The sequence below is a fragment of the Streptomyces sp. NBRC 110028 genome, assembly GCF_001417735.1.
GTDB lineage: Bacteria > Actinomycetota > Actinomycetes > Streptomycetales > Streptomycetaceae > Streptomyces.
This window is the reverse complement of sequence record NZ_BBUZ01000022.1, coordinates 261,166-287,704: the sequence shown is the minus strand read 5'-3', so window position 1 is coordinate 287,704 and position 26,539 is coordinate 261,166. Positions and strand designations below refer to the sequence as shown.

At 72.0% G+C, this 26,539-nt stretch carries 20 protein-coding genes; 10 read left to right on the top strand and 10 right to left on the bottom strand.

The window, feature by feature from the left end; genetic code table 11:
• The first annotated feature begins 10 nt into the window (after positions 1-10).
• From ASC60_RS01395 to ASC60_RS01385, 3 genes are all read left to right on the top strand, one after another.
• Positions 11-1,417 carry a dihydrolipoamide acetyltransferase family protein gene (locus tag ASC60_RS01395; protein WP_055545835.1) on the top strand — a complete coding sequence of 469 codons (1,407 nt, stop codon included), beginning with the start codon at positions 11-13 and terminating at the stop codon, positions 1,415-1,417.
• Between the two features lie 72 nt (positions 1,418-1,489).
• Positions 1,490-2,149 carry a GntR family transcriptional regulator gene (locus ASC60_RS01390; protein ID WP_055547096.1) on the top strand — a complete coding sequence of 220 codons (660 nt, stop codon included), beginning with the start codon at positions 1,490-1,492 and terminating at the stop codon, positions 2,147-2,149.
• Positions 2,146-3,441 (top strand): nitrate/nitrite transporter, encoded by a 1,296-nt coding sequence (locus tag ASC60_RS01385; RefSeq protein ID WP_055545833.1) that lies wholly within the window; start codon positions 2,146-2,148, stop codon positions 3,439-3,441. Before ASC60_RS01390 ends, ASC60_RS01385 begins: the two co-directional genes overlap by 4 nt.
• Positions 3,442-3,454: 13 nt before the next feature.
• Here ASC60_RS01385 and ASC60_RS01380 read toward each other — a convergent pair whose 3' ends face one another.
• Entirely contained in the window at positions 3,455-4,279 is an 825-nt protein-coding gene (locus ASC60_RS01380; protein ID WP_055545831.1) for a maleylpyruvate isomerase family mycothiol-dependent enzyme, read from the bottom strand.
• Between the two features lie 236 nt (positions 4,280-4,515).
• Between ASC60_RS01380 and ASC60_RS01375 the strand changes: the two genes are divergently transcribed.
• Positions 4,516-6,360, top strand: coding sequence for an NHL domain-containing thioredoxin family protein (locus ASC60_RS01375; protein WP_055545829.1), 1,845 nt, complete (start codon positions 4,516-4,518; stop codon positions 6,358-6,360).
• Between the two features lie 7 nt (positions 6,361-6,367).
• On the opposite strand, the gene ASC60_RS01370 is transcribed toward ASC60_RS01375, so the two are convergent.
• The 5 genes from ASC60_RS01370 to ASC60_RS01350 all read right to left on the bottom strand — a co-directional run bounded on the left by ASC60_RS01370 (position 6,368) and on the right by ASC60_RS01350 (position 12,759).
• Positions 6,368-7,084, bottom strand: a complete 717-nt coding sequence (locus tag ASC60_RS01370; RefSeq protein WP_234356737.1) for a helix-turn-helix domain-containing protein — start codon at positions 7,082-7,084, stop codon at positions 6,368-6,370.
• 210 nt (positions 7,085-7,294) lie between these two features.
• Positions 7,295-8,281 (bottom strand): hypothetical protein, encoded by a 987-nt coding sequence (locus ASC60_RS01365; RefSeq protein ID WP_055545825.1) that lies wholly within the window; start codon positions 8,279-8,281, stop codon positions 7,295-7,297.
• A 347-nt stretch (positions 8,282-8,628) separates the two neighbouring features.
• A complete protein-coding gene (locus tag ASC60_RS01360) occupies positions 8,629-9,384 on the bottom strand; it encodes a DUF4232 domain-containing protein (protein WP_055545823.1) in 756 nt (251 codons plus the stop codon).
• Positions 9,385-9,515: 131 nt separating this feature from the next.
• Positions 9,516-11,465, bottom strand: a complete 1,950-nt coding sequence (locus ASC60_RS01355; RefSeq protein WP_055545818.1) for a BTAD domain-containing putative transcriptional regulator — start codon at positions 11,463-11,465, stop codon at positions 9,516-9,518.
• Position 11,466: 1 nt separating this feature from the next.
• Complete coding sequence (locus ASC60_RS01350; RefSeq protein WP_055545816.1) at positions 11,467-12,759, bottom strand: M18 family aminopeptidase; 1,293 nt, start codon at positions 12,757-12,759, stop codon at positions 11,467-11,469.
• Between the two features lie 192 nt (positions 12,760-12,951).
• Between ASC60_RS01350 and ASC60_RS01345 the strand changes: the two genes are divergently transcribed.
• Both ASC60_RS01345 and ASC60_RS01340 read left to right on the top strand, forming a co-directional pair.
• Positions 12,952-13,704 (top strand): TNT domain-containing protein, encoded by a 753-nt coding sequence (locus ASC60_RS01345; protein WP_234356736.1) that lies wholly within the window; start codon positions 12,952-12,954, stop codon positions 13,702-13,704.
• A gap of 17 nt (positions 13,705-13,721) precedes the next feature.
• The gene (locus ASC60_RS01340; RefSeq protein ID WP_055545815.1) at positions 13,722-14,087 is read left to right on the top strand and encodes a hypothetical protein; all 366 of its coding nucleotides are present in this window, start codon (positions 13,722-13,724) and stop codon (positions 14,085-14,087) included.
• Between the two features lie 79 nt (positions 14,088-14,166).
• On the opposite strand, the gene ASC60_RS01335 is transcribed toward ASC60_RS01340, so the two are convergent.
• Positions 14,167-15,993, bottom strand: coding sequence for an acyl-CoA dehydrogenase (locus ASC60_RS01335; protein ID WP_055545814.1), 1,827 nt, complete (start codon positions 15,991-15,993; stop codon positions 14,167-14,169).
• Positions 15,994-16,151: 158 nt separating this feature from the next.
• Between ASC60_RS01335 and ASC60_RS01330 the strand changes: the two genes are divergently transcribed.
• Both ASC60_RS01330 and ASC60_RS01325 read left to right on the top strand, forming a co-directional pair.
• Positions 16,152-16,649 carry an SseB family protein gene (locus ASC60_RS01330; protein WP_055545813.1) on the top strand — a complete coding sequence of 166 codons (498 nt, stop codon included), beginning with the start codon at positions 16,152-16,154 and terminating at the stop codon, positions 16,647-16,649.
• Between the two features lie 297 nt (positions 16,650-16,946).
• Positions 16,947-17,918, top strand: coding sequence for a pirin family protein (locus tag ASC60_RS01325; protein WP_055545812.1), 972 nt, complete (start codon positions 16,947-16,949; stop codon positions 17,916-17,918).
• Between the two features lie 93 nt (positions 17,919-18,011).
• Here ASC60_RS01325 and ASC60_RS01320 read toward each other — a convergent pair whose 3' ends face one another.
• Positions 18,012-20,492 (bottom strand): SdrD B-like domain-containing protein, encoded by a 2,481-nt coding sequence (locus ASC60_RS01320; RefSeq protein WP_055547092.1) that lies wholly within the window; start codon positions 20,490-20,492, stop codon positions 18,012-18,014.
• A 546-nt stretch (positions 20,493-21,038) separates the two neighbouring features.
• Here ASC60_RS01320 and ASC60_RS01315 point away from each other — a divergent pair.
• A complete protein-coding gene (locus ASC60_RS01315; RefSeq protein ID WP_055547090.1) occupies positions 21,039-21,743 on the top strand; it encodes a hypothetical protein in 705 nt (234 codons plus the stop codon).
• Positions 21,744-21,750: 7 nt separating this feature from the next.
• Here ASC60_RS01315 and ASC60_RS01310 read toward each other — a convergent pair whose 3' ends face one another.
• Positions 21,751-23,094, bottom strand: a complete 1,344-nt coding sequence (locus ASC60_RS01310) for a nitrous oxide reductase family maturation protein NosD (RefSeq protein ID WP_055545810.1) — start codon at positions 23,092-23,094, stop codon at positions 21,751-21,753.
• A gap of 65 nt (positions 23,095-23,159) precedes the next feature.
• On the opposite strand from ASC60_RS01310, the gene ASC60_RS01305 reads away from it, so the two are divergent.
• Positions 23,160-24,311, top strand: a complete 1,152-nt coding sequence (locus tag ASC60_RS01305) for a Dyp-type peroxidase (RefSeq protein ID WP_055545808.1) — start codon at positions 23,160-23,162, stop codon at positions 24,309-24,311.
• Positions 24,312-24,336: 25 nt separating this feature from the next.
• Here ASC60_RS01305 and ASC60_RS01300 read toward each other — a convergent pair whose 3' ends face one another.
• Positions 24,337-26,457 (bottom strand): SpoIIE family protein phosphatase, encoded by a 2,121-nt coding sequence (locus ASC60_RS01300; RefSeq protein ID WP_055545806.1) that lies wholly within the window; start codon positions 26,455-26,457, stop codon positions 24,337-24,339.
• Positions 26,458-26,539: the final 82 nt, after the last annotated feature.

The window sequence follows — 26,539 nt, the reverse complement described above, 5'->3', positions numbered from 1 at the left end:
GATCGTGACGATGACCGCAGTCGAGCAGCGCTTCCGTGAGTTCAAGATGCCCGACGTGGGCGAGGGACTGACCGAGGCGGAGATCCTCAAGTGGCTGGTGGCGCCGGGCGACACCGTGACCGACGGTCAGGTGGTCTGCGAGGTCGAGACCGCCAAGGCCGCGGTGGAACTGCCCATCCCGTTCACCGGGGTGGTGCACGAGCTGCGCTTCGGCGAGGGCACCACCGTGGACGTGGGCACGGCGATCATCTCGGTGGACACCGACCCGGGCGCCGGAGCCGTGCCCGAGGCCGCCGCCGCGCCGGAACCCGCCGCCGAGGCCCCGGCCGAGGCCGCCGAGCCGGAGGGGCGCCAGGCCAACCTGGTCGGCTACGGCGCCGCGCCCTCCTCCACCAAGCGCCGCCCGCGCAAGGCCCAGCCGGGCGGCCGGCGCCCGGCGGCCGAGGCCGCCCCGGCCCCGGCGCCCGCCTCCGCGCCCGCGCCAGCGGCGCCCGCCGCTCCGGTGCGCCCGGAGCCCGCGCCCGAGCTGAACGGCGACACCGGGGCCGCCCGCCCGCTGGCCAAGCCCCCGGTCCGCAAGCTCGCCAAGGACCTCGGGATCGACCTGGCGACGATCACCCCGACCGGCCCCGGCGGGATCATCACCCGCGAGGACGTCCACGCGGCCGTGGAAGCCCCCGAGGCGGCCCCGGAGCCCGTGGCCCCCACCGCGGGCGCGCGGGAGCGCCGGGTGCCCGTCAAGGGCGTACGGAAGGCCACCGCGCAGGCGATGGTGGACAGCGCCTTCACCGCCCCGCACGTCACGGAGTTCGTCACCGTCGACGTCACCCGCACCATGAAGCTGGTCGCCGGCCTCAAGCAGGACCCGGAGATGGCCGGGCTGCGGGTGAACCCGCTGCTCCTGGTGGCCAAGGCGCTGCTGGTGGCCATCAAGCGCAACCCGGACGTCAACGCCTCCTGGGACCAGGAGAACCAGGAGATCGTCCACAAGGACTACGTCAACCTGGGCATCGCCGCCGCCACCCCGCGCGGTCTGATCGTCCCGAACATCAAGGACGCCCACGCCAAGACGCTGCCCGAGCTGGCCGCCGCCCTCGGCGACCTGGTGTCCACCGCCCGCGAGGGCAGGACCAGCCCGGCGGCGATGTCCGGCGGCACGGTGACCATCACCAACGTCGGCGTCTTCGGCATCGACACCGGCACCCCGATCCTCAACCGCGGGGAGTCGGCGATCCTCGCCTTCGGCGCGGTCAAGCTCCAGCCGTGGGTCCACAAGGGCGAGGTCAAGCCGCGCCAGGTGACGACCCTCGCGCTCTCCTTCGACCACCGGCTGGTCGACGGCGAGCTGGGCTCCAAGGTGCTCGCGGACGTCGCGGCCATCCTGGAACGCCCCAAGCGCCTGATCACCTGGGGTTAGCGGCACGATCCCCCGTCCGCATCGCGGACGGGGGACGGGTGCGCCTCGTCTTGTATCTATGCTGTGCGCATCATGAGTACCGCCGATACGGCCATCAAGCCGCCGCCCGCCGCCGAACGCGTCTACACCCATGTCAAAGAAGCCGTTCTCCAGCGCCGCTACGAGGGCGGCACGCTGCTGAGCGAGGGCGGGCTGGCCGAGGCCGTGGGGGTCTCCCGTACGCCGGTCCGCGAGGCCCTGCTGCGCCTGGAGGCCGAGGGGCTGCTGAAGCTCTACCCCAAGAAGGGCGCGCTGGTGCTGCCCGTCTCCGCCCAGGAGATTGCGGACGTGGTGGAGACCCGGCTGCTGGTCGAGCAGCACGCGGTCGCCAAGGTGGTGCCCGCCGGGGAGCGGCTGCTGCGGCGGCTGGAGGAGCTGCTGGAGGAGCAGAAGGGGCACGCGGCGACCGGCGACCTGGCCGCGTTCGCGGTCGCGGACCGCTGCTTCCACGCGGAGATCGTCCGGGCGGCGGGGAACACGATCCTGGCCCAGCTGTACGACCAGCTGCGCGACCGGCAGCTGCGGATGGGCGTGGCCACCATGCACGCCGAGCCGGACCGGATCGCCAAGAACATCACCGAGCACACCGAGATCCTGGACGCCCTGCGCGCCGGGGACGCGGGCTCGGCGGCCGGGTTCGTCCAGCGCCACATCAGCTGGGTGAACACCCTCGCCCGGGGAGATGTGCGATGACCACGGCCCGACTGCCCGGGGACCCGCCCGGGGGACGGCGTGCCGTCGCCATCTGGGGCCTGGGCGTCTCCGTCTACTTCGTGGCCATCGTCTACCGCACCAGCCTGGGCGTGGCCGGGATCGACGCCGCCGAGCGCTTCCACATCAACGCCTCGGCGCTGTCGACCTTCTCCATGCTCCAGGTCCTCGTCTACGCGGGGATGCAGATACCGGTCGGGCTGATGGTCGACCGGCTCGGCACCCGCAAGGTGCTGGCCTTGGGCATCGTGCTGTTCACCGCCGGCCAGTTCGCCTTCGCGCTGTCCGGCACGTACCCCATGGCGCTGGGCTCCCGGGCGCTGCTCGGCTGCGGTGACGCGATGACGTTCATCAGCGTGCTGCGGCTCGGCTCACGCTGGTTCCCGGCCCGCCGGGGGCCGCTGGTCGGGCAGATCGCCGGGCTGATCGGGATGGCGGGCAACCTGGTCTCCACGCTGGTGATCGCCCAGACCCTGCACAGCGTCGGCTGGACCCCGACCTTCGCGGGCAGCGCGGTCGGCGGGGTGGTCATCCTCGTCCTGGTGCTGCTCTTCCTCAAGGACCACCCGGAGGGGCACGAACCGCCGCCCGCGTCCCGGGCGGACAAGAGCTTCGTGCGCCGGCAGATCGTGGACGCCTGGCGCGAGCCCGGCACCCGGTTGGGCATGTGGACGCACTTCACCACCCAGTTCCCCGCCATGGTCTTCCTGCTGCTGTGGGGGATGCCGTTCCTGGTGGAGGCGCAGGGGCTGTCCCGCGGGGTCGCCGGCGAGCTGCTGACGGTGGTGGTGCTGTCCAACATCGTGATCGGCCTGGTCTACGGGCAGGTCATCGCCCGCCACCACGCCGCCCGCACCCCGCTGGCCCTCGGCACGGTCGGCGCCACCGCCCTGGTGTGGGGCACCGTGCTGTGCTGGCCGGGCGACCACGCGCCGCTGTGGATGCTGGCCGTCATGTGCGCGGTGCTCGGCGCGTGCGGGCCCGCTTCGATGATCGGCTTCGACTTCGCCCGCCCCGCCAACCCGCCCGAGCGGACCGGAACCGCCTCCGGGATCGTCAACATGGGCGGATTCACGGCCTCGATGAGTACGCTGCTCGCCATCGGCGTACTCCTGGACGTGACCGGTGACGACTTCCGCATCGCCTTCGCGGTGGTGTTCGTGCTCCAGGCGCTCGGCGTCTCCCAGATCCTGCGGCTGCGCGGCCGCGCGCACCGCCGGGAGCGCGAGCGCGTGGTCGCCAGCCGCGTCGAGGCGGTGCACGTACCGGCGTGAGCCCCTTGCCCGGTCACGGGGTGATCGCGAAGTGCGCCAGGATCGCGTCGGCCAGCTGCTGGTCCCCCTCGACCTTCACCTGTTCGGCGACGGCCTCGGCGCGCACCCGGCCGCAGGCGAGCCGCAGGTACGTCTCCCAGTCCAGGGAGAGCGTGACGGTCGGGCCCAGCGACACACTGCCGTCGATCGTGGCCCGGCCGTCGGCGTCCACCCGCACGGTGCGCATGAACTCGATCGGGCCGTTCACATCGAAGACCACCGCCGACTGCGGCGCCGCGCCCGCGTCCTTGGCGACCACCTTCGGCAGCGCGGACAGCAACAGGTCCCGGGCGATGTACCCGCCCGGCGAGTCCAGGTCGCCCGGCTGGTTCAGGGCCCGCCGCAGATCCTGCTCGTGCACCCACACATCGAAGGCCCGGCGGGTCAGGGCCTCTTCGAGGGACACCTCGCCGCCGCCGGGCCAGCGCACCATCGTCTCCGGCTGCCGCTTCTCGTTCCGCAGCTGACGGGACCGCCGGATGACGGTGTACTCCAGCTCGGAGGTCATCTCGGGGGCCGTGTGGCAGCGCCGCACGTCGACCTGGACCTCGTGGTAACGCCCCAGCTCGCCCTTCATGTGGAACAGGTCGCGCGGCAGGGAGTGGATGGGGCGCGGATCACCGAGCATCTCGCACTCGAGGCCGATCACGTGCGAGACGACGTCCCGCACCGACCAGCCCGGGCATTCGGTGGCGCGGTTCCATTCGCTCTCCGCGAGCGGGTTCACCAACTCCGATATGGCGTCGATGGAATGCGTCCAGGCGTCGACGGAGGTCTGAAGGCTGGGATGGACGGTCACGGGACCCCTCGGGCGGTTGGTACGCGGGCTGGGTGCAGGTGTGTGGCTTCAAGTTACGCTGCCCACGCGCGCGAGGGCAGTGCTTCGAGTCCGATCGTAGGCCCGGAACGGCGGCTTGCCGCGTGTCGGCGGCGGCCGTGCGCGGTGCCCCGCACGGCGGACCGGGACGGACCGGGGCAAGCCGGTCGAACCGGCCCGCGGGAATGCGTTTCCCCCACCTGATGTTGGATGGGGACATGGCTCCACGTGCACGCGTCCGCGCCCCCCGGCTGACCGGCCGGGGCGGCTGGCTCAACACCGGCGGAAAAGACCTCGGCCTCGCGGATCTGCGAGGCCGCATCGTCATCCTCGACTTCTGGACGTTCTGCTGTGTGAACTGTCTGCACGTCCTGGACGAGCTGCGCGAGCTGGAGGAGAAGCACCGCGACACCGTCGTGATCGTCGGGGTGCACTCGCCGAAGTTCGTCCACGAGGCCGACCACCGGGCCGTCGTGGACGCCGTCGAGCGCTACGAGGTGCACCACCCGGTCCTGGACGACCCTGAGCTGGCCACCTGGAAGAGCTACGCGGTGCGGGCCTGGCCCACCCTCGTCGTCATCGACCCCGAGGGGTACGTGGTCGCAAGCCACGCGGGCGAGGGCCACGCCCACGCCATCGAGACCCTGGTGGGGCGGCTGGAGGCCGAGCACGCCGCCAAGGGCACGCTGCGCCGCGGCGACGGCCCGTACGTACCGCCGGAGCCGGTCCCCACCGAGCTGCGCTTCCCCGGCAAGGCGCTGCTGCTGCCCGGCGGCACCTTCCTGGTCTCCGACACCACCCGCCACCAGCTGGTGGAGCTGGCCGAGGACGGTGAGCGGGTGCTGCGGCGGATCGGCGCGGGGACGCGCGGCCTCACCGACGGCCCGGCGGACCGGGCCCGGTTCAGCGAGCCGCAGGGTCTCGCCGCGCTGCCCGACGGCACGGTGGCGGTCGCCGACACCGTGAACCACGCGCTGCGCCGCTTCGACCCGGCGACCGGTGAGGTCACCACGCTCGCCGGGACCGGCCGCCAGTGGTGGCAGGGCTCGCCCGCCGAGGGGCCGGCGCGCGACGTCGACCTGTCCTCCCCCTGGGACCTGGCCTGGTTCGCCGACCGGCTGTGGATCGCCATGGCGGGCGTGCACCAGCTGTGGACGTACGACCTCCGGACCCAGGTCGTCGCGGCCGCCGCCGGGACCACCAACGAGGGCCTGGTGGACGGGCCGGCGGACCAGGCGTGGTTCTCCCAGCCGTCCGGGCTCGCCGCGAGCGGCGACCGGCTGTGGGTCGCCGACTCCGAGAGTTCCGCGGTGCGCTGGGTCGAGCGGGACGGGGACGGCTTCGCCGTCCGTACCGCCGTCGGCACCGGGCTCTTCGACTTCGGCCACCGGGACGGCGCCGCCGACCAGGCCCTGCTGCAGCATCCGCTGGGCGTCACCGCGCTGCCCGACGGCTCGGTCGCCGTCGCGGACACCTACAACCACGCGCTGCGCCGCTACGACCCGGCCACCGGCGAGGTCTCCACGCTCGCCACGGATCTGCGCGAGCCGTCCGGCGCGGTGCTGGCCGGCCAGGACATCGTGGTCGTGGAGTCCGCCCGGCACCGGCTGACCCGGCTGCGGCTGCCCGAGGAGGCCGTACGGGTCGAGGCGGTGGCCCACCGCACCCAGCGCGCCGCCACCGACATCGCCCCCGGCACGCTCCGGCTGGACGTGGTCTTCCAGGCGCCCGCCGGCCAGAAGCTGGACACCCGCTACGGCCCCTCCACCCGGCTGCTGGTCAGCTCCACCCCGCCCGGGCTGCTGGCGGGCGGCGAGGGCGCGGGCACGGATCTGCGCCGCGAACTGGTCCTGGCCGAGGGGGTCACCGAGGGCGTGCTGCACGTCTCGGCGATGGCCGCGTCCTGCGACGACACGGAGTCTGACAGCGGCTCCGCCGCGGGTGAGAACGCGTACCCGGCCTGCCATGTGCACCAGCAGGACTGGGGCGTTCCGGTCCGGGTCACCGAGGGCGGCGCGGCCCGGCTGCCGCTGGTCCTCGCCGGGATGGACGACGAGTCCTGACCCGGGCTCAGTCCGGGCAGTTGGGGAGCGTCGTGTACTGCACCTGATCGTGATCGATCCGGATGGCCGGGATCCACATCCGCTTGCCGTCCTTCACGACGCGGAACCACATGCTGCTGTGGCCGCCCGCCTCGTCGGTGACGGTGACGCCGTTGGCGATGCGGCAGTCGGCGCGCAGGACGTCGCCGTGCCAGGCCCGCCCGGCGATGTTCGCGGGCCGGTAGGCCAGGTACGGATCCTCGGCCAGCCCCAGCGAGCAGGTGCGGACGCGCTTGGCCCGGCAGTCCTTCTCGGTGTTGTAGACGGTGATCCGCGCCGCGGCACCCGGGGAGGGCTTGTCGTCGTCGGAGGACCTGACGGCGATGACCGTGGCCGTCGCCCCGGCCGCCACGGCGACCGTGCCCACCGCCGCGAGGATGAGCCGCGGCCGCCGTCGGGGCGGCCGGTCCCGCGGGGACGGCGCCGGGGCGCCGTGGGCCGCGACGGCCGTCGCGGGCTCCTCGGCGGGGGCCGCCTCGTTGGCCCGGTGGAGCAGCCTCACCAGCTCGGGCAGCCGGTCCTCGGCGGTGAAGGAGAGCTTGCCCCACTGGACCAGGAGCCGTTCGTCGGGGAGGCTCTGGCCGCGCAGATAGCGGGAGAGCGAGGAGCGGCTGGCGGGCAGCCGCCCCTCCAGCTCCTTGAGGCTCAGGCCCAGTTCGCCGTGCATGTGGCGCAGTGCGGTCACGAATTCCCGTACCGGGCCGGAAAGTTCCTCGGGAAGCGGGGCGAGCGGCTTTCGTCGCGGATTCTCGGATCGATTCGGATGCGCTGGCACGCTTCCCATTGGAGCATGTGGATCATGAGCATGACGAGCGACACGTCCACACCCCCGAGGTGGACGTGCCGCTCGTTACCGGAACCGGATCGCTTACGGACCAGGCCGTGAACTTTCCGCTCAGTCCGTGAACTTCAGCGGTCGGTAGGGCTTGTACTCGCTGCCCGGTTCCAGGCCGTAGGTACGGGTCGTGTGGTCCGTACCGAAGTCACCGCGCTGCTCGTACGAGGTGTACGAGGTGTGGGCGTCGTTGTTCCACTTCTCGAACATCACGACGTGGCGGGTGTTGTTGTCGCCGGAGGCGTCGATCAGCAGATCGCCCGGCTTGAGGTCGCCCACGGCGATGGGCTTGGTGATGCCGGAGCCGGTGAGGCCCACGGTGTTGGTGCCGGGCGCCTTCAGGCCCAGCGCCATGGAGACGTAGCCCGAGCAGTCCTGACGGAAGCCGTCCTTCCAGATCTTGGCCTGGCTGTACGGGACCCGGCCGCCGCCGTTGGCCGTGAGCCAGGTGGCGGCGCGCCGCAGCGCCTCGGCGCGGGTGCCGCCGGGCCGGGGCGGCTCCGGCGGCCGCTGACCGCCGTTCTGCACGGGGACGCCGGGCAGCGAGTCCTCGGGGATGTCCACGGCGAGGACGGTCAGGAAGCCGTTGACCGGGCCGGTGATGTGCGCCATGTAGGTCGAGCACGCGCCGCCCTCGCACGCCTTCTTGCCGGTGTCGACCTGGTAGTCGGCGGTGATGCGGTCCTGCCCCGCGACGCTCTTGTTGATCATGCCGACGGAAGCGGAGCCGGTGTCGGCCGTCTCGTGGACGATCCAGCGCGTGCCCCAGGTGGGGAAGTCGGCCGCGGCCGCCGCCTTGGTGCCGAACTCCCCGCTGGTCGTCTTCAGCTTGAGGGCGCTGCCCTTCCCCTTCGCGGCCTCCGTGTCGCGGCTCAGGGCGTTCTTGCCGGCCGACTGCTCCTTGCCCGCCTTCGCGTCATGGCCGCCGGTGTCCCCGCCGCCCGAGCAGCCCACGAGTCCGGCGGCGCCGATGCCGGCCGCGACGATCGTGGGGAGCACCGTGCGCAGGACGGTCCGGTGCCGGGCGGGTGTGGTGGAGTGCGTCATGTGTGTCCATCCCCCTGTGACGAAAGAGCGGGCCGACTGGCCGTCGGAGCCGCTCGGACGAGGCCGCCGGGCTGGTCCGCCGCGGCGACGGGAACCACTCTCGGCCGGAGGGCGGGGGATTTCGGGGGAGCGTGTGTCCCATGGGACGTCCCGTTCCGTCGCACCCGTTCCGACCTGCGGTGACGTGACCGGGAAGGGCCGGGTGCGGGACACCGGCGGCGGCGCCGTGGGACATGGCGGGACAGCGGACGGCCCCCGCCGGAGGCGGGGGCCGTCGGGGACACGTAGCCGGGGGGAGACGGCTACCTGTCCGTCTGGGGAAACCTGTGGCGCGCCGGGCGCGCCGATCACCAGGTGAGCGCGTCGGAGGCGGTGTTCTGCCAGTAGGTCACCTGCGCGGAGCTGTCGACGTACACCCCGCCGGCCGGCAGGTTCACGGTGGTCGAGTTGTCGAGGCCCTTGAGGAACACCTCGAGCTGGGACTCCTTGGCGCCGCTCGAGCCCGAGCCGTCGCCGCTGGAGGTGGTGATGCCCGCGTACGCGGACTCGCCGGGGGCCAGTGTGACGACGGCCTGCGGCTTGGTGTCCTCGGCGGCCGGGGTGGCGGCCTGCGCGTTGCCGAAGCGGAGGATGGGGTAGGAGGGGACGTTGCAGTCCACCCCGGCCCGGTTGGTGAACTTCAGCAGCAGGTGGTTGACGGGCCGCTTGACGGACTGGACCTCCACCGCGGCCTTGTCGACGTCGCAGCTGCCGATCTCCTGGGTGTCGTCCGACCCGGAGCCGCCGCCCTTCTGCGCCGCCGCGCCCCCGCTCTTCCCGGCCTTCTCCTCGGTGCCCTGCGCACTGCCGGTGCCGCTGTCCTGCGCACTGCCCTTGGCGCCGCCGGTGCTGCTCTCGCCGCTGCCCTGGGCCCCGGCGTTGGCGCCGCCCTGCTCGGCCTGGGCCGTGGCCGAGGACTCGGTCTTGCCCGAGCTCTTGGCGCCCGTGCCGTCGTTGTCGCCGCAGGCCGTGAGGGTCAGGCCCGCGGCGACGACCGTGAGACCGGCGGCGACGGAGCGCAGGGCGCGGGAGTGGCGGGCGAGGAAGGTGGTGGTGTGCGACATGGTGGGTTCCCCCAGTGAGGTTCGGCTGCTGTCCGGTACGACAACAACTCTGTCCGGGGCGGCTGACGTATCGCTGCCGTCCGGCTGCGATACGCTAACGCATCACTAACGTCCCACCGCGCGCCCCTCCCTCACGCCGGGCCGTCCCCCTCACCGGACGGTCCCGCGCCCCGGCCGCCGTCGCCCTGGGCGAAGAGTTTCACCAGGTCACTCATGACGTAGCGGTTGGTGGCCTCCTCGTCCAGCAGATGCATCTCGGCAAGCCGCTCCAGGGAGTCCTGGATCAGGTCGGGGTCCGCCCCGGACAGCGCGGCCGCCTCAGCGGTGTTGACCTCCCGGGCGAAACCGGCGCCGAGCGCCCGCAGCAACTGCGCGTCGTCCGCGGAGAGCCGGGCCACCGAGTTGCGCAGCGCGGCCGCCACCCCGGCGTCCTCCGCCGACAGCAGGGCCAGCCGCCGCCGCTCGTCGCGGAGCGCGGTGGCCAGCCGGGCCAGCCGCCACCGCGGCCGGGCCACCAGCTGGGCGGAGGCGGCGCGCAGCGCGAGCGGCAGCCCGTCGCACAGCGTCACCAGCTCCTCGGCGGCGGCCGGGTCCTCGGCGACCCGGTCGGGGCCGAGCAGCGCGCCGATCAGGGCCGCCCCGTCCTCGGGGCCGAGCGCGTGCAGCCGCACCGGGCGGGCCGCGTCGGTGGCGATCAGCCCGTCCAGCCGGGACCGGCTGGTGACCAGCGTGGCGCAGTGCGGGCCGCCGGGCAGCAGCGGGCGCACCTGGGCCGAACTGCTGGCGTTGTCCAGCACCACCAGCAGCCGCCGCTGGGCCACCAGCGAGCGGTAGAGCGCCCCCGCGGCCTGCTCGGAGGGCGGTATCTGGTCGGCGGGGGTGCCCATGGCGAGCAGGAACTCGCGCAGCACGGCGGCGGGTTCCGCCTCCTCGCCACCGCTGAAGCCGCGCAGATCGGCGAAGAGCCGCCCGTCGGGGAAGGCGGCGGCGTGCGCGTGGCCCCAGCGCACGGCCAGGCCCGTCTTGCCGACCCCGGCGGGCCCGGTGACGAGGGTGATGCCGCCCTCGGCGGGGAGCCCGGCGGGGGCGCCGCCGTACGGGTGGTCCTGTCCGGCGGCGGGCAGCGCCAGCCGGGTCAGCTCGGCCAACTCCGCGTCCCGGCCGAGGAATCCGGCGGGCGGCCGGGGCAGCAGCTCCGGCGCGGGGCCGGGCGCGGGGGCGCCCGAGGCCGCCGTGGGCGCGGGCGCGGCGGGCGCGGCCGGGGCCTCGCCGCCGCGCGGGTCACGCGGGTCGCGGGGGACACGCGGGTCGGGCGGCGGTTCCGTCGCGGGCACCGCCCGCAGGATCTCCTGGTACGCGGCGGTCAGCCGCTCCCCCGGGTCGACGCCCAGGTCGTCGGCCAGCATCTCGCGGGTGCGGTGGAACCAGGCGATCGCGTCGGACTGCCGCCCGGTGCGGTACAGCACCAGCATCAGATCCGCGATCAGCCCCTCGCGCAGCGGATTGCCGAGGGCCGCCGGATGCAGCACCCCCGCCGCCTTCTCGTACTCGCCGAGCGCCCCGTGCGCCCGGGCCAGGGCCTCCACGGCGGTCAGCCGCCGCTCCTCCAGGGCGTGCGCGGCCGCCGCGAAGGGCGGGCTGGCCACCGTCCCGGTGAGCGCCGGGCCGCGCCACAGCCCGAGCGCCTGCCGCAGCATCGGCACCGCGTCGGCCGGGGCGGACTCGGGGTCGGCCCGGGCGACCAGGTCGTCGAAGCGCACGGTGTCCACGAGCGAGGCGGGCAGCCGGAGCAGATAGGCGGAAGCGTGGGTGGTCAGCTCGACGCCGCAGGCCTCGGCGCCGCCCTCGGCGAGGGCCGCGCGCAGCCGGGAGACATGGCCCTGGATGACGGTACGGGCGTGGGCGGGCGGCTCGTCCTCCCACAGTCCGGAGACCAACTGCTCGACCGAGACGGTCGAGTTGGGACGCAGGAGCAGCATCGCGAGCACGCTGCGGCGCTTGGCCGGTCCCAGCGGAAGCTCGACGGGGGCTGTCGCGGGGCCCGTGGTCACGGTCACCGGGCCCAGCAGGGAGAAGTCCAACTCAGCCCTCCAGAAAAGCGGTGAGTGCCTTGGCGAGCAGTCGCGGGTCCTGCGCTCCGCACAGTTCGCGCGCGGAGTGCATGGACAGGATCGCGACGCCGATGTCGACGGTGGCGATGCCGTGCCGGGCGGCGGTGATCGGTCCGATCGTGGTGCCGCACGGCATGGCGTTGTGGGATACGAAGCTCTGCCAGGGCACGCCCGCGCGCTCGCACGCGGCGACGAAGACGGCCCGCCCGGAGCCGTCGGTGGCGTACCGCTGGTTGACGTTGACCTTGAGGATGGGTCCTCCGTTGGGCCGCGGGTGGTGGCCCGGTTCGTGGCGTTCGGCGTAGTTGGGGTGGACGGCGTGGCTGGTGTCGGAGGACAGGCAGACGGTGCCCGCGAAGGCCCGGGCCCGGTCCTCGTAGCCGCCGCCGCGCGCGTAGACGGAACGTTCGAGCACGTTCCCCAGCAGCGGGCCGTCGGCGCCGGTGTCGGACTGGCTGCCGTTCTCCTCGTGGTCGAAGGCGGCGAGCACCGGGATGTACGGCAGCTCCGGGCGGGCCGCGGCGGCGGTGAGCGCGGCCGTCCCGGCGTGCACGGACAGCAGGTTGTCCATCCGGGGCCCGGCGACCAGTTCGCGGTCCCGGCCGAGGTAGGCGGGCGGTTCGACGCTGTGCACCATCAGGTCCCAGCCCGTCACGTCCTCGGCCGCCACCCCGGTCTCCTCGGCGACGAACCGGATGAGGTCGCCCTCCTCGGCGCTGCCCAGCCCCCAGACCGGCGTCATATGGCGCTGCTTGTCGAGCTTCAGCCCGTCGGTGTTGACGGACCGGTCGAGGTGGACGGCGAGCTGGGGCACGCGCAGCAGGGGTCTGTCGACGGTGACGAGGCGGCTGGAGCCGTCCCGCAGGGTGATCCGGCCGGAGAGCCCGAGGTCGCGGTCGAGCCAGGTGTTGAGGAGCGCGCCGCCGTAGATCTCGACGGCGATCTGCCGCCAGCCGTGGGCGCCGGTGTCGGGGATCGGCTTGACGCGCAGATTGGGAGAGTCGGTGTGAGCGCCGACAATCCGGTACGGAGTGCACGGGCTCGCGTCCTCCGGCACGTACCAGGCGACGATCGCGCCGCCCCGCAGCACATACCGTCCGCCCGCCGCGCCGTCCCAGGCCGCCGTCTCCTCGACCTGCCGGAAACCCGCCTTCTCCAGACGCTCCGCCGTGTTCGCCACCGCGTGGTACGGCGAGGGGCTGGCGCGGAGGAAGGACATCAGGTCATCGGTGTGGCCGCGGTCGATGCCGGGGTGTGCGCTCATGACATCAGCATAGATTCGGGGCCGCCTTGGCTGTCGGGGTGAGTGTGCCCGGGTACGGGTCGTGAGGAGGGCCCCATCCGTGGGGCCGCGTTGATCCAATCTGATGAAAGCACGTCAGACCGGCGGTATAAAAGTCGCGCATCGGCCAATAGTCCCCTTAACCGCTCACCATCGCACTCAAGGGGACAGCGGATGCGCGTTCTTCGACACCTCCTCCTCATCCTGGGGTCGCTGCTGCTGCTGCTGTGCGGCGGAGGACAGGCCCTGGCGCAACCCGCCGGACCGTTCCCCGCCGGGCGGCTGCCGGCCCCGGCCCCGGCGCCCAAGTCCTCACCCGGCACCGCGGCGGAGAAGGACGGAGCCGAAGGCGGCGCCAAGGGCCACCCACCCTGTCCCGCCACCCATCGCATCGGGGGGACCAACTCCGCACCCACCCGGCCCTTCCAGCGGTACTACAAGGGCGACTGGCGGCTCGGCCCCGCCGAACTGCCCCGCACGGGCGCGATCGGGAAGATGCTGAAGGGCTACGAGCGGCTGGGCGGCCTGTCCGCCTCCGCGTTCCTGACGTGCTACTGGAACGAGCGGACCGGCGGCTGGTGGTATCCGTACCCCGACGGCTGGGTCCTGCTGAACGGGGTACCGCTCAAGACCACCATCACGCTGAAGGCGGGTCAGAAGGTCGACCTCTTCGGCAGTGGTTTCGGCCACTTCCTCGCCCCGGCGGGCACCCCGTACGCGGAGCGGGCGCTGCCGCCGAGCAACCTGGACACCTACGATCCGGCCTACCCCTACGGCTACCACCTCTACGAGGTCACCAAGCCGTTCCTGGTGGACGCCGGGCCCATCCGGCCCTGGTTCGGCCAGCCGGGTGACGGGCTGCAGTACCTGACGGGTCCTTCGATTCCCCAGCTCGTTGCCGCGGGTAACCTGCGGCCGCTGAACTGACCGCGCATCCTGGTGCCGTGGACAGAACGGAACTCGTCCGGGTGCTGCGCGCCGAGCAGGTCCCGGACGCTTTGTACGACATTCCCGGCGTGCGGGACATCGAAGTCCAGCCGGACGCCTACTACTTCCTGCGGCCCGCGCCGGACGGCGGCTGGGTGACCGGGTTGTGGGAGCGCTCGGTGGACAGGGACGTCAGCCGCTTCGCCTCCGAGGACGAGGCGTGCCAGGACCTGCTCACCAAGCTGCGGGCCCGGCCGCGCCCGCCCGGGGCCGGGCAGGAGACGGTGGAGGAGCTGCTGGCGCAGGGCGAGGAGCTGCGGCGCCGGGCGCGTGAGGAGGTGGAGCGGGCCCTGCGGGAGCATCCGCCCGATCAGGAGAGCTGACGAGGCGGGAGCCGGTCGCCCCCCGGTGAAGGAGAGGGGCGGCCGGCTCCCGGGTCCGCCGGACCGGGGCCCGGAAGGCTCAGAAGGCGGCCTCGTCCAGGTCCATCAGCTCCTTGGTGACGGACTCGGCCAGCGCGCGCTGCACCGAGACGCCCGGCAGGATCTCGTTGGCGAAGAACTTCGCGGCCGCGATCTTGCCCTCGTAGAACGGCACGTCCTTGGTGGCGGCGCCGCCCAGCTTCTCCGCGGCGACGGCCGCGCCCCGCAGGAGGAGGTAGCCGATCACCACGTCGCCGGAGGCGAGCAGCAGCCGGGTGGCGTTGAGGCCGACCTTGTAGATCGAGCTGACGTCCTGCTCGGTGGCCGAGAGGTCGGTGAGCATGGCGCCCACGATGCCCTCCAGGTCGACCGCGGCCTGGGCGAGCCGGTCGCGGGCCGGGGCCAGCTCCTCGCCGCCGGCGGCCTCCGCCAGGAACTTCTTGATCTCCTCGGAGAGGGTGGTCAGCGCCTGGCCCTGGTCCCGGACGATCTTGCGGAAGAAGAAGTCCTGGCCCTGGATGGCGGTGGTGCCCTCGTAGAGGGTGTCGATCTTGGCGTCCCGGATGTACTGCTCCAGCGGGTACTCCTGGAGGTAGCCGGAGCCGCCGATGGTCTGCAGGGACTGTGCCAGCTGCTCGTACGCCTTCTCCGAGCCGTAGCCCTTGACGATCGGCAGCAGCAGGTCGTTGAGGCGGGAGTCGGCCGAGGCGTCCTCGCCCGCGGCCTCCTTGACCATGATCTCGTCCTGGACGGAGGCGGTGTAGAGGACGAGGGCGCGCAGGCCCTCCGCGTACGCCTTCTGCGTCATGAGCGAGCGGCGCACGTCCGGGTGGTGGGTGATGGTGACGCGCGGGGCGGTCTTGTCGGTGAAGGCCGCCAGGTCCGGGCCCTGGACCCGCTCCCTGGCGTACTCCAGCGCGTTGAGGTAGCCGGTGGACAGGGTGGCCATGGCCTTCGTGCCGACCATCATCCGCGCGAACTCGATGATCTTGAACATCTGGCGGATGCCGTCGTGCTTCTCGCCCAGCAGCCAGCCCTTGGCCGGGGTGCCGGCGCCGAAGGTCAGCTCGCAGGTGTTGGAGACGCGCAGACCCATCTTGTGCTCGACGTTGGTCGCGTAGACGCCATTGCGCTCGCCCAGCTCGCCGCTGTCCCAGTCGAAGTCGTACTTGGGGACGATGAACAGCGACAGCCCCTTGGTGCCCGGTCCCGCGCCCTCGGGGCGGGCCAGCACGAAGTGGATGATGTTGTCCGAGACGTCGTGCTCACCGGAGGTGATGAACCGCTTCACGCCCTCGATGTGCCAGGTGCCGTCCTCCTGCCGGACCGCCTTGGCGCGGCCGGCGCCCACGTCCGAGCCCGCGTCGGGCTCGGTCAGCACCATGGTGGAGCCCCACTGCTTGTCCACCATCAGCTGCGCGATCTTCAGCTGCTCCTCGGTGCCCTCGTCGTGCAGGACGCCCGCGAAGGACGGGCCGGAGGCGTACATCCAGATCGGGGTGTTGGCGCCGAGGATCGTCTCGGCCGAGGCCCACAGCAGCGAGCGCGGGCAGGAGGTGCCGCCCAGGTTCTCCGGGACCCCGAGCCGCCACCACTCGGCGTCCATGTACGCCTGGTAGCTCTTCTTGAACGACTCGGGCAGCGGCGCCGTGTGCGTCTTCGGGTCGAAGACCGGCGGATTGCGGTCCGCGTCGGCGTAGGAGGCGGCCAGCTCGTTCTCCGAGAGCCGGGATATCTCGGCGAGCACGCTCTTGGCGGTCTCGACGTCCATCTCCGCGAACGGTCCGGTGCCGTACAGCTTGTCGCGGCCGAGCACCTCGAAGAGGTTGAACTCGATGTCGCGGAGATTCGACTTGTAGTGCCCCATGGCGACGGCTCCGTAAGGCTCGGGAGAGGCGGGACCTCTTCGTGACGCGGTATCGATCAGCAGTCCGGCGCAGTCAATCCGGTTCCGCCATGATGCTACCCGTGGGTAATAAAGGGCAACCCTCAACCGGGTAACTGTGACTCAGTACGCTTCGGGGCATGTACGGCTACGACCAGAACGCGAGCGCAGGGCAGGGCTACGCCGCTCCGCCGCCTCCGCCGCAACAGCAGCCGCATTCGCCACACCACTCACAGCCGGGTCCCGGCTACGGTGGGCAGCCGCTGTACCCCGAGCCCTCGCCGCCGTCCCTGGCGGACGCGGTGCGCGCCTTCACCACGGGCTCGATGGCGGCGGAGGACTTCCAGCAGATCTTCGCGACCTCGAAGGTCTACTGCCCGCGCGGTGACAACCCCGGCTTCCTCGCGCTGCACAACACCCAGCAGCCGGTGATCCCGATGTTCACCTCGCTCAAGGAGCTGCGGCGGTACGCGGGCAAGGAGTCCAAGTACTTCGTGATCACCGGTGCCGAGGTGATCGACCTGCTGCCGACCGGCTACGGCTTCGTCCTCGACATGGAGGGTGAGCACCGCATGGTCTTCGACGCGAAGGCGGTGGAGCAGATGGTCGACTTCGCCATGCGGCGCATGTACGGCTAGGTCCTGTCCGGCGGATCTTCGTGGGTCAGCCCGCGGCGTCTGGTGTGGTGCATCGCGAGGCGGAGGGTCGCCCTCGTGCCGGGTCGTACTCGGGCGATCCCGACAACGCGGCGAGGTGCCGCGCCAGGCGTCGCGGGCCCGCGAAGATCCGCCGGACAGGACCTGGACGCCATCGCTTCGCGGACGGCCGATCCGCGCCTCATGCCCCTCGTGTCCCGCGAGAGCGGGAATAGCGCCCCCCTTGCGAGTCGTTCAGCCTTCAATTAAGTTGAATGGTGAACGACCGAGGAGGCCGTCATGCCCGCAGTGACCGTAGACAACCCCCTGACCCTGCCCCGGGTCGCCGCGCCCGCCGAGGCGCGCCCCCGCCCGGTGCTCGGCGTCACCACCGCGCCCGGTGGCTTCGAGGGCGAGGGATTCCCGGTGCGGCGCGCCTTCGCCGGGATCGACTACAAGCACCTGGACCCGTTCATCATGATGGACCAGATGGGCGAGGTGGAGTACGCGCCGGGCGAGCCCAAGGGCACCCCCTGGCACCCCCACCGCGGCTTCGAGACCGTCACGTACATCATCGACGGGATCTTCGACCACCAGGACTCGCAGGGCGGTGGCGGCACGATCACCAACGGTGACACCCAGTGGATGACGGCCGGCTCCGGCCTCCTCCACATCGAGGCCCCGCCGGAGTCCCTGGTCGTGTCGGGCGGCCTCTTCCACGGCCTCCAGCTGTGGGTGAACCTCCCGGCCGAGGACAAGATGATGCCCCCGCGCTACCAGGACATCCGCGGTGGCCAGGTCCAGCTGCTGACCTCCCCGGACGGCGGCGCGCTGCTGCGCGTCATAGCCGGTGAGCTGGACGGGCACGCCGGTCCCGGCATCACGCACACGCCGATCACGATGATCCACGCGACGGTGGCGCCGGGCGCCGAGATCACCCTGCCCTGGCGTGAGGACTTCAACGGGCTGGCGTACGTGCTGGCGGGCAAGGGCTCGGTCGGTGCCGAGCGCCGTCCGATCCATCTGGGCCAGACCGCGGTCTTCGGCGCCGGCGGTTCGCTGACCGTCCGCGCGGACGAGCAGCAGGACTCCCACACGCCGGACCTGGAGGTCGTCCTCCTCGGCGGCCGGCCGATCCGGGAGCCGATGGCGCACTACGGGCCGTTCGTGATGAACACCCGCGCCGAGCTGCAGCAGGCGTTCGAGGACTTCCAGAAGGGCCGGCTCGGCACGATCCCGGCGGTGCACGGGATGTCCGAGGGCGGGATATAAGGCTCGCCGGGACCAGACGCGAACGAGCCCCGTCCGGATACGGACGGGGCTCGTCGGCGCTTACGGGCGGATCACCCGTCTTTCCGCGGTGTCTCAGTGTTGCCCGGCGCGACGCTTCCGGGTCACGAACGCGGCTGTCGCGCCCGCACCGGCCAGCAGGGCACTGAGGGAGATGATCTTCAGCAGGCCGGACGCGCCTGTGTTGGCCAGCGAACCACCGCCTCCGCCACTGCCCGATCCTGTGCCGGTCCCCGATCCTCCGCCGGTCCCCGAGCCTCCGCCGGACTGGGGGCCCGGGTTGTTGGGCGGCTCGGACGCGGGCGGCTCATGGGACGGCGGCTCGGACGAGGACGGGGTGGGCGTCGGCGTCGGCGTCGGAGCCGGCGGCTTCGCCTTGGGGATGTACACACCGGCGTCGATGGTGTGATCGACCTCTCCCGGCTTGCCCGGCGCCGTGACAGGTGCCTGTCCGTCGCACAGCCGCCCGGTCTTCGGCGGGGTCACATTCGAGTCATGAGCCCGGTTGCCACCGGCCCGCGGGAGCGTGAACCGCAGCTTGGTGGCCGCCGGCTGAGTCGGCACCTCGCTGGTGTCCGCGGTACACACATCGAACTGCACCGTGTACTTCGCACCCGGCTTGAGCTCGTAGGCGGCGCCGACGCCACCGAAGTAGTACTCGCCGGCGGCATCGGTCGTGGTCGTGGCGACCTGCTTGCCGTCGGCATCGAGCAGGTTGACCGTCGCGTCCGGCAGCGGCACCTCGTTGCGTCCCTCGGGGTCCTGGATCCCGTTGTGGTCGCCGTCGAACCAGACCCGGTTGCCGATCTGGATCGGCGCGTTCGCCGCCTCATAGGCGATGTCGCCGAGCCCACCGGCCTTGCCGAACCCGCTCTGAGCCTGACTGACGAACTGGTACGCGTTGGCGGCCGGAGCGTTGCCCGGGCCCTGACCGGTCGTGACGTTGTGGTAACCGGTCCCGGAGGTCGCGACGTTGACGGTCGGGTCGAACTCCGTGCTGACGACCCACTGCTGCTGCGGAATGTAGGCCACCGACCCCAGCGCGGTCTCCGCGTGAACTCCGTTGCCGAAGAAGTCGCCCGGGAAGTACTCGGCGACACTCGCGTCCTGGCCGCCACCGGTGGCGGGGGTGGCGTGGTTCGGGCAGTTCCCGGTGCCTTCCCACTCGTATTCACCGGTGGGAGTGGCGCAGGCCATGTTGATGTCACCGCCGGCCATGCCGTTTTCCGGGTCGTTGTTGTCCGGCCTCGGGTCCAGTCCACCCCAGCTCACGACGTCCATGAACCGGTCGCGGAAACCGAGGACCATCGAACCGTCGCGGGTGAAGGCGAGGGAGGCGAGCTCCGGCTGCGGATCGATGAAGACGTTGCCCACCTTCCGCTCGTCCCAGGTGGCCAGGGAGGTGTTCCACGGGTTCCAGTGGGTGGCCCGGTCGACATCGTTGGAACCGAAGACGGAGCCGCGCTTGCCGGTGAGCGGCTGGGTCAGCACGGTGTCGAACCGCTCGCCGTCGTAGGCGTAGACGACGGCTTTCAGGTCTTCGCGCTGCTGTGTGCTCTCTGCGTTGCACACACCACCGACGTAGAGCTTGTTGTCGTGGACCTGAAGACCGAACGGCCGCCAGTCGCCGGAGTTCGCGCAGCCCGGGTCCGGGATGCGCACCGTCGCCTTCGGCGCGGACGCGGTGGCCCCGGTCGCGTCGAAGCTGACCAGGCGCCGGGTCAGCAGGTTCACCGCGTACAGCGTCGAACCGTCCTCGGACAGGGCCAGACCGCCGATGCTCTCCTTGCCCGGTGCGTTGGTGAACCCGGCGTCCTTGATCATGTTGGTGGCGTCGTGCGGGGTCACCGCGGCGCCCGGCACCTTCGCGAACAGGGTCGGAGCGCTCCCACCGTCGGTCGGCGTGGTGTAGATCGCGTCACCGCCGCCCGGCCCGTACGGGGTGTAGCGCCGGGCGAACGCGCCCTGGAAGATCCGCTTCTGGTACTTGTCGTAGGCCAGCGCGAACGTCGTGCCCACCTGGTCCTGGGTGTTGAGCGCGGTCGGGCACGCCGTGTCGCCAGGACACGTACCGCGTTTGTCCGTTCCGAACGCCACCAGTGCCCGGGTGTCCTTACCGTCGGCGGTGTTCTGGATCGGTACGAAATAGCGCGAGTCCGGCAGCGCGTAATCGGCCGGATTCCAGACCCCGGTGATGACCGAGTCGTCCTTGCCATCCGACACGTCCACGAATGTCGTGAAGCTGTCGAAGTGGTTTTTTTCCGTCGCCGCCGGTGCCGCCCGCAGATGCTTGTTGTACGGCGCCGGAATGGTGACGTCGACGCGGTACTGGCCGCCGGTCAGCTCGGTGGACTTGGAGACCACCACCTTTCCGGTGGCGTCCGTGGTGCCGGTGACCCGGTGGCCGGCGGGGTCCGACACCTGGACCTTCATGCCCCGCTGCGGCACATCCATGGTCGTGTTGATCAGACCGGTGCCGAAGAAATCCCGCAGCACCTGAACCGTCAGGGTGCCGTCGCCAGTCGAGGCGGTGGCCGTCCCGGCCGTCGTGCCCATGGCGCTGCCCAGCAGTACGAAAGAGCAGAGGCCCACTCGTGCCACTGCGCCCGTACGCTTTCCGGCTGTCCGGCGTAACCTTCCACATACTCTTCGCACAGCCATCACTCTCCCCTCGTGATGTGAACCGACCACCCGTTTCCGGTCGGGTATCCGTTCCCCGACTCCGGGTGACATGTCGGTCATGAAAAGGGCCCACCGCTGTTTCGGTGGGCCCGGTCGTTCTTGGTCGTCCTGCCGGATGGAGCGAATTCAGGGATTCGGGAGTGCCTTCCCCAGGCCAGTCGCACTCGTCCTCGCTTCCTCACGCGGAAACAGCACAAGAGTCTGAATTGCCACCCTGAACCGCCTCACCAGCAGCGATACTGTAGCGGGTGCACGCCAAGATCGGGGGGAGAGCAGGGAATGAACAAGCGGAACGTGTTAGCAATCCGCCGGGTACGGAGTCTGAAAATCAGACACGTTTTCTCGCGGCGCGCGGCCGGCCAGCGCCGATGGCCGCGGCCACGCTGGGTGGTGGCCGGGACCGGCGGTGTGGCCGTCGCGGTGGCCACGTTCCTGGTCGCGAGCAGCGGCTCCGCCCCCACCGGTCCTAGGGAACTGACCTCGGATCAGGCGGGCCGTCTGGCGGTCACGCGGTTCCTCAACTTCCAGGCGGGCGGACGGGCCGTGACGATCAACGTGCCGGGCACCGCCGGTGGGCTGACCATCACCGGATCCATCGACTACCGCCGCAAGATCGGTTACGGCGCGGTGCGCGGCACCGGGCGCGACACCTCCAGCGACGGGCTGCTCCAGTGGACGGCCACCACCGTGTCCGTCCACCCGATGGCGAACACCCCGGTGAAGGCACCGGCACGGCCGCCGGGGTCGGGCTGGTACAGCCGTCCGTTGCAGAGGTACGGCAGTTCGCTGGACAGTTCGCTGGCCATCGCGCTGAAGCTCGGCAACGACCGGCCGGACAACGCCGAACTGCTGCCGCAGAACGGTGCCGCCTGGGTGGGACAGGACCGGTTGGACGGGCATCAGGTGGACATCATGACCGGGCCGAGGGCCGCCCGTGCCGCGACCGGTACCGCGGCCTCCGGTCCGGCGGGCGCGGGTGCCGTGCGCTACTGGATCGGCTCGGACGGCACCATGTACCGGGTGCGCGTCGGCGTGGCTTCCGCGTCGCGGCCGGTGGTCATCGACTTCGACACCCAGAAGTACGTGCCGGTCCGGCCGGTCCCCGGAGTCACCCCGAAGCGGTAGCCGCAGCTCAGGACGTCCGCACCTGCGCGGCCGCGGCGAGCAGCGACACCGGCGGCAGCGGGATGTCCGCCGCGTCAGGGAGCGCCGGAACGGCCGGAACAGCGGTGGCGCCCGTGGTGGTGGCCTTCGGGAACTGCGGCTGTCGGCTGGGCGCCGCCACATCGGTGAACGGGATACCGCCGGGTGCCGTCGGCTTCGCCCAGGTGCCGGACGGCGAGGGCGACCGGGCGGGACGCGGGCAGGACGCGGTGGTCGCGAGCTTGGCGGGCACCGTCGTGCGCAGCTCGTTGCCGCGCAGGCAGTTGCCCCGTCCCTTCGTGGCGGTGGGGAACGTCCAGCCGACGTCGACGCCGTTGGCCGCGAAGGTGTTGTCCAGGATCTGGTTGCCGTTCGGCGGTATGTCGGCGTTCGCGGTGATCACCAGCCCGGCGTTGCCGTTGCCGGAGATCCGGTTGCGGACGAACTGGTTGTCGCTGCCGCCGTCGACGCCGACGCCGATGCCCCAGCCGCCATCGGCCTGTTCGGGGGTGGCCTTCTGCTGGTTGGCCGCGACCAGGTTGCCCGCGATGACGGCCGCCTTCTGCGGGAGCAGCTTCTCCTGGTGGTCGGAGTTGGTGGTGAGTCCGACCCGGTTGCCGACCAGGCGGTTACCGACCACGTACATGTCGCCGCCGGCATTGGTGCCTTCGTAACCGACCGCGTTGAGTTCGGCGATGTTGTCCCGCACCACGATGCGACACGGCTTGCACTGTCCGACGTAGATCCCCGAATCGGCCGAGCCCGACGCGTACGAGCGCTCGATGACACCGTTCTGCGCGGAGAACGCGTAGATGCCGTACAGCCCGTTGCGGGTCGCGGTCACGTGGGAGACCAGGAACGACTTCAGGAAGGTGACGGGCTCGTCGCCGGTGTCGTAGCCGCCGGACTGCCCCGGCATTCCGGCAGCCGCCTTCGCCGAACCGGTGACCAGGACCCCGTTCTGCGTGTTGTTCCGCACCGTCAGGTTCTCCACGGCCACCCCGGGAGCGGTGACGACGATGCCGTTCGGCTGCTTCAAGCGCCCGTCGATGACGACCTTGTCCCGAAGCGTGCCGCGGAGGGTGATGCGGGCCTTGGAGATCTTCACCGACTCGTGGTAGACGCCCGGCGCGACCAGTACGAGATCGCCGGGCCGGGCCAGGGACACCGCGGCCGAGATCGTCGGGGCGTCGGCCGGCACGTTGATCGTCACATGCGAACCGGACGGCCGTCGGCCGTCGTCCGACCCGTCATCGCCTCCGCCGCAGCCGACCAGTACGGGTGCCAGTGTGCCGAGCACGGCGGCGATCAGGCGAAGACGGAGACGAGGCATGTCCTCATCCTGGCACGGTCGTTGACGGAGCGCAGGCGTCGAGGCGGTATGGCACAGTTCACACTGTGCGCCAAGCCGACTTCACCCCGTCACGCCGCGCGTTTCTCGGTGCCACCGGCACTGTGACCGCCGTCGGCCTCACCGCCGGGTGCCAATCAGATTCCGCCCGGCCGGACCGGTCCGCCGACCCCGCGCCGACCCCGCCGGTGTCACCAACGGGCCGGTACCAGGCGGGCATCGTGCGCCCCCAGCCGGCCCAGCCGAACCTGCTGGCCGTGGTGGCCGACCTCGTCGACGCCGCGCCGGTCCGCCCGTTGCTGGCCGAACTCGGCCGGGCCGTCCGCGCGCTCACCACGGGGTCCGACGCACGGCTGATGGGCCTGCCGCCCGGCGATCTCACCGTGACGATCGGGGTGGGCCCCCGGCTGGTGCGCACGGTCGATCCCGCCCTCCCCGGCGCGCAGGACCTGCCGCGGTTCTCCCGCGAGCGGATCGCCCCCGAGGCGCGCGGCGGCGACCTGCTGATACAGATCTGCGCCGGCGACCCCATGGTCGTCACCGTCGTGGCCGCCGCGCTTCTGGAGCAGGCCGGTGACCGGATACGGGAACGCTGGCGGCAGTCCGGACGCCGCGGTGCGAACGTGCCGGTGCGCCAGGGCCTCGCCGCGCCACGGAACCTGTTCGGTTTCGTCGACGGCATCGTGGGCCCCCACACGAAGGCCGAACAACGACGCCATCTGTGGCTGGCCGGACCGGCTCCGGTCGCCGGCGGCACCCTGGCCGTCCTGCGGCGCATGGAACTCGACCTGCCGCGGTTCGCCAGGCTGTCGGTCGCCGAACAGGAAGCGGTCTTCGGCCGGCACCGGGACACCGGCGTGCCCCTCTCCGGCGGCACCATCGCCTCGGGCCCGGACCTCGGCGCCAAGACGCCGGACGGACGCTACCTCGTCCCGGCGGACGCCCACGCCCGCAGAGCGCACGCCAACGTGGTCGGCGTCGGCCTCATGCTGCGTCGCTCCTACAGCATCGACGGACCCGCCCCCGGCCTGCTCTTCATGAGCTTCCAGAACGACATACGCACGTTCACCAGCACCCTCACCAGCATGGACAACTCCGACGCCCTGCTGGGGTTCACGACCACGACCGCCAGCGCGACCTTCCTGGTGCTTCCCGGCTTCGACGGACAACGCCCGCTCGGCGACCAACTCTTCCGCTGATCCGGCCTGATCCACAAGACACCCTCTAGCCCGCCGCCTCCGGCGGGCGCTCGTGGAGTTCGTACCAGATGCACTTGCCGTCGCCCCGGGGGTCGACTCCCCAGGCGTCGGCCAGCATCTCCATCAGCAGCAGCCCCCGCCCGGACGAGGCGAGTTCGCCGGGGCGGCGGCGGTGCGGCAGCTCGTCGCTGCCGTCCGCGACGTCCAGCCGCAGCCGCCTGGACCCGCGCCGCCCACTGACCTCGGCGACCAGCAGGGCGTCCCCGTCGGTGTGCACCAGGACGTTGGTGACCATCTCGGAGAGCAGCAGCACCGCCGACTCCACCTGGTCCGGGTCCGCCCAGTCGTGCAGCATGTCGCGCAACTGGCGGCGGGCGCCCGCTATCCGCTCCGGCTCGGCCTGCGCGAGCGTGATCGCGGTACGCCGCACCGGCGCCGAACCGGGCCCGACCAGGCACACCTCCGCGTCCCGGCGGATCAGCAGCAGCGCTATGTCGTCCTCGCGTCGGTCGGCGAGAGGGCCGGTGGTGTGGTGCGAGGGCGGCCCGTGCACGGCCTGCACCAGCGCCTCGGCGAGCGCTTCCAGGTCGTGGGGGCCGTCGGTAGCGGTGGCCGGGTGCTCGAAGACCGACCGGATCCGGTCCCAGCCGGTCTCCAGATCGTGGCCACCGGTCTCGATCAGCCCGTCGGTGCACATCAGGAGCGTCTCGCCGGGCTCCAGCACGACCCGGGTGGTGGGGTAGTCGCCCTCCGGGTCGACGCCCAGCGGCAGCCCGCCCGCGGTGGGGCGGATCATCAGCGTGCCGTCGGCCAGCCGGACCGCCGGGTCCGGATGGCCCGCGCGGGCGATGTCCAGGGTGCCCGCGACCGGGTCGACCTCCATGTACAGACAGGTCGCGAACCGCGGATCGTCGGCCCCGTCCCCGCCGGGGTCGGCGAGACCGCACAGGAAGCGGGAGGCGCGGGCGAGCACCGCGTCCGGGTGGTGGCCCTCCGAGGCGTACGCCCGGACCGCGATCCGCAGCTGCCCCATGATCCCGGCGGCCCGGACGTCATGCCCCTGGACGTCGCCGATCACCAGGGCGGTGCGCCCCGAGGGCAGCGCTATCACGTCGTACCAGTCGCCCCCGACCTGGAGCCCGCCGCCGGTCGGCACATAGCGCGCGGCCACGGTGAGCCCGGGGATGTCGGGCTTGGCGGCGGGCAGCATCGAGCGCTGGAGGCCGTCCGACAGCTCGCGCTCGGTCTCCTGGAGGGCGGCCCGGGACAGCGCCTGGGCCAGCATCCGCGCGATCGTGGTGAGCACCGAGCGCTCGTCGGGTGAGAACGCCACCGGATGCGCGAAACCGGCCATCCACGCGCCGATGGTGCGGCCCGCGACGATCAGCGGCAGAAAGGCCCAGGAGCGGCGCTTGCGGGGCCGCATCCGGTGCCAGGCGGCCGGGAACCGGCCCCGGTACTCGTCCGGCGAGGGCAGATAGACGGCCCGGCCGGTGCGGACCACCTCGGCCGCCGGATAGTCGGTGTCCACCGGCATCTCGGCGAAGGGGTGCTCGGCGTCGGCGCGGGGCCCGTGGTGGCCGATGAGCGAGATCCGGTCACCCTTGACGCCGAAGACGGTGAGCCCGTCCGGCGAGAAGCCGGGCATGGACAGCCCCGCGGCCACCCGCAGCACCTCGGCGGTGGACATCGCCTCGGCCAGCGCCCGCCCCGCGTCCAGCAGGAACGCCTCGCGGTTGCGCCGCCAGTCGCCGGTGACCGGGGTGCCGCCCGCGGTGGTGCCGGGCAGCGGCTCGGCGACCTCCTGGAGCGTGCCGAGCAGATGGAAGCCGTCGCGGCCGTCGGTGCGGGGGACGGGCCGGGACCGGGTGCGCACGGTGCGCAGGACCGTACCCTTGTCGTCCACGATGCGCAGCCGGGTCTCGGCGAGGGTGCCCTCGGCCACCGCCAGCTCCACGATGGCCTTGACCTCCAGCCAGTCCGCCGGGTGGTAGCAGGCCCGGGCGGCGGCCTCGGGGAGCGTGACCGCCTCGGCGGGCAGGCCCACCAGACGGGCCGCTTCGGCGTCGTAGGAGACGGCGCCCGAGACGCTGTCCCACCGCCACAGGCCGGTCGCTATGGCGGCCAGCAGGTCCTCGGTGCGCATTGCGCTACCTTATGGGCATTTTCCGCGCGCTTACCAGTGAGGGTCATGGCGCCGGTAGGCTTGGCCGGAAGCTTCACGAGGG

Bases quoted from the DNA above. Each gene is read 5' to 3' on its own strand.
- ASC60_RS01395 (WP_055545835.1), top strand. From the start codon at position 11: ATGACCGCAGTCGAGCAGCGCTTCCGTGAGTTCAAGATGCCCGACGTG.
- ASC60_RS01390 (WP_055547096.1), top strand. From the start codon at position 1,490: ATGAGTACCGCCGATACGGCCATCAAGCCGCCGCCCGCCGCCGAACGC.
- ASC60_RS01385 (WP_055545833.1), top strand. From the start codon at position 2,146: ATGACCACGGCCCGACTGCCCGGGGACCCGCCCGGGGGACGGCGTGCC.
- ASC60_RS01375 (WP_055545829.1), top strand. From the start codon at position 4,516: ATGGCTCCACGTGCACGCGTCCGCGCCCCCCGGCTGACCGGCCGGGGC.
- ASC60_RS01365 (WP_055545825.1), bottom strand. From the start codon at position 8,281: ATGACGCACTCCACCACACCCGCCCGGCACCGGACCGTCCTGCGCACG.
- ASC60_RS01360 (WP_055545823.1), bottom strand. From the start codon at position 9,384: ATGTCGCACACCACCACCTTCCTCGCCCGCCACTCCCGCGCCCTGCGC.
- ASC60_RS01350 (WP_055545816.1), bottom strand. From the start codon at position 12,759: ATGAGCGCACACCCCGGCATCGACCGCGGCCACACCGATGACCTGATG.
- ASC60_RS01345 (WP_234356736.1), top strand. From the start codon at position 12,952: ATGCGCGTTCTTCGACACCTCCTCCTCATCCTGGGGTCGCTGCTGCTG.
- ASC60_RS01335 (WP_055545814.1), bottom strand. From the start codon at position 15,993: ATGGGGCACTACAAGTCGAATCTCCGCGACATCGAGTTCAACCTCTTC.
- ASC60_RS01330 (WP_055545813.1), top strand. From the start codon at position 16,152: ATGTACGGCTACGACCAGAACGCGAGCGCAGGGCAGGGCTACGCCGCT.
- ASC60_RS01325 (WP_055545812.1), top strand. From the start codon at position 16,947: ATGCCCGCAGTGACCGTAGACAACCCCCTGACCCTGCCCCGGGTCGCC.
- ASC60_RS01320 (WP_055547092.1), bottom strand. From the start codon at position 20,492: ATGGGCACGACGGCCGGGACGGCCACCGCCTCGACTGGCGACGGCACC.
- ASC60_RS01310 (WP_055545810.1), bottom strand. From the start codon at position 23,094: ATGCCTCGTCTCCGTCTTCGCCTGATCGCCGCCGTGCTCGGCACACTG.
- ASC60_RS01300 (WP_055545806.1), bottom strand. From the start codon at position 26,457: ATGCGCACCGAGGACCTGCTGGCCGCCATAGCGACCGGCCTGTGGCGG.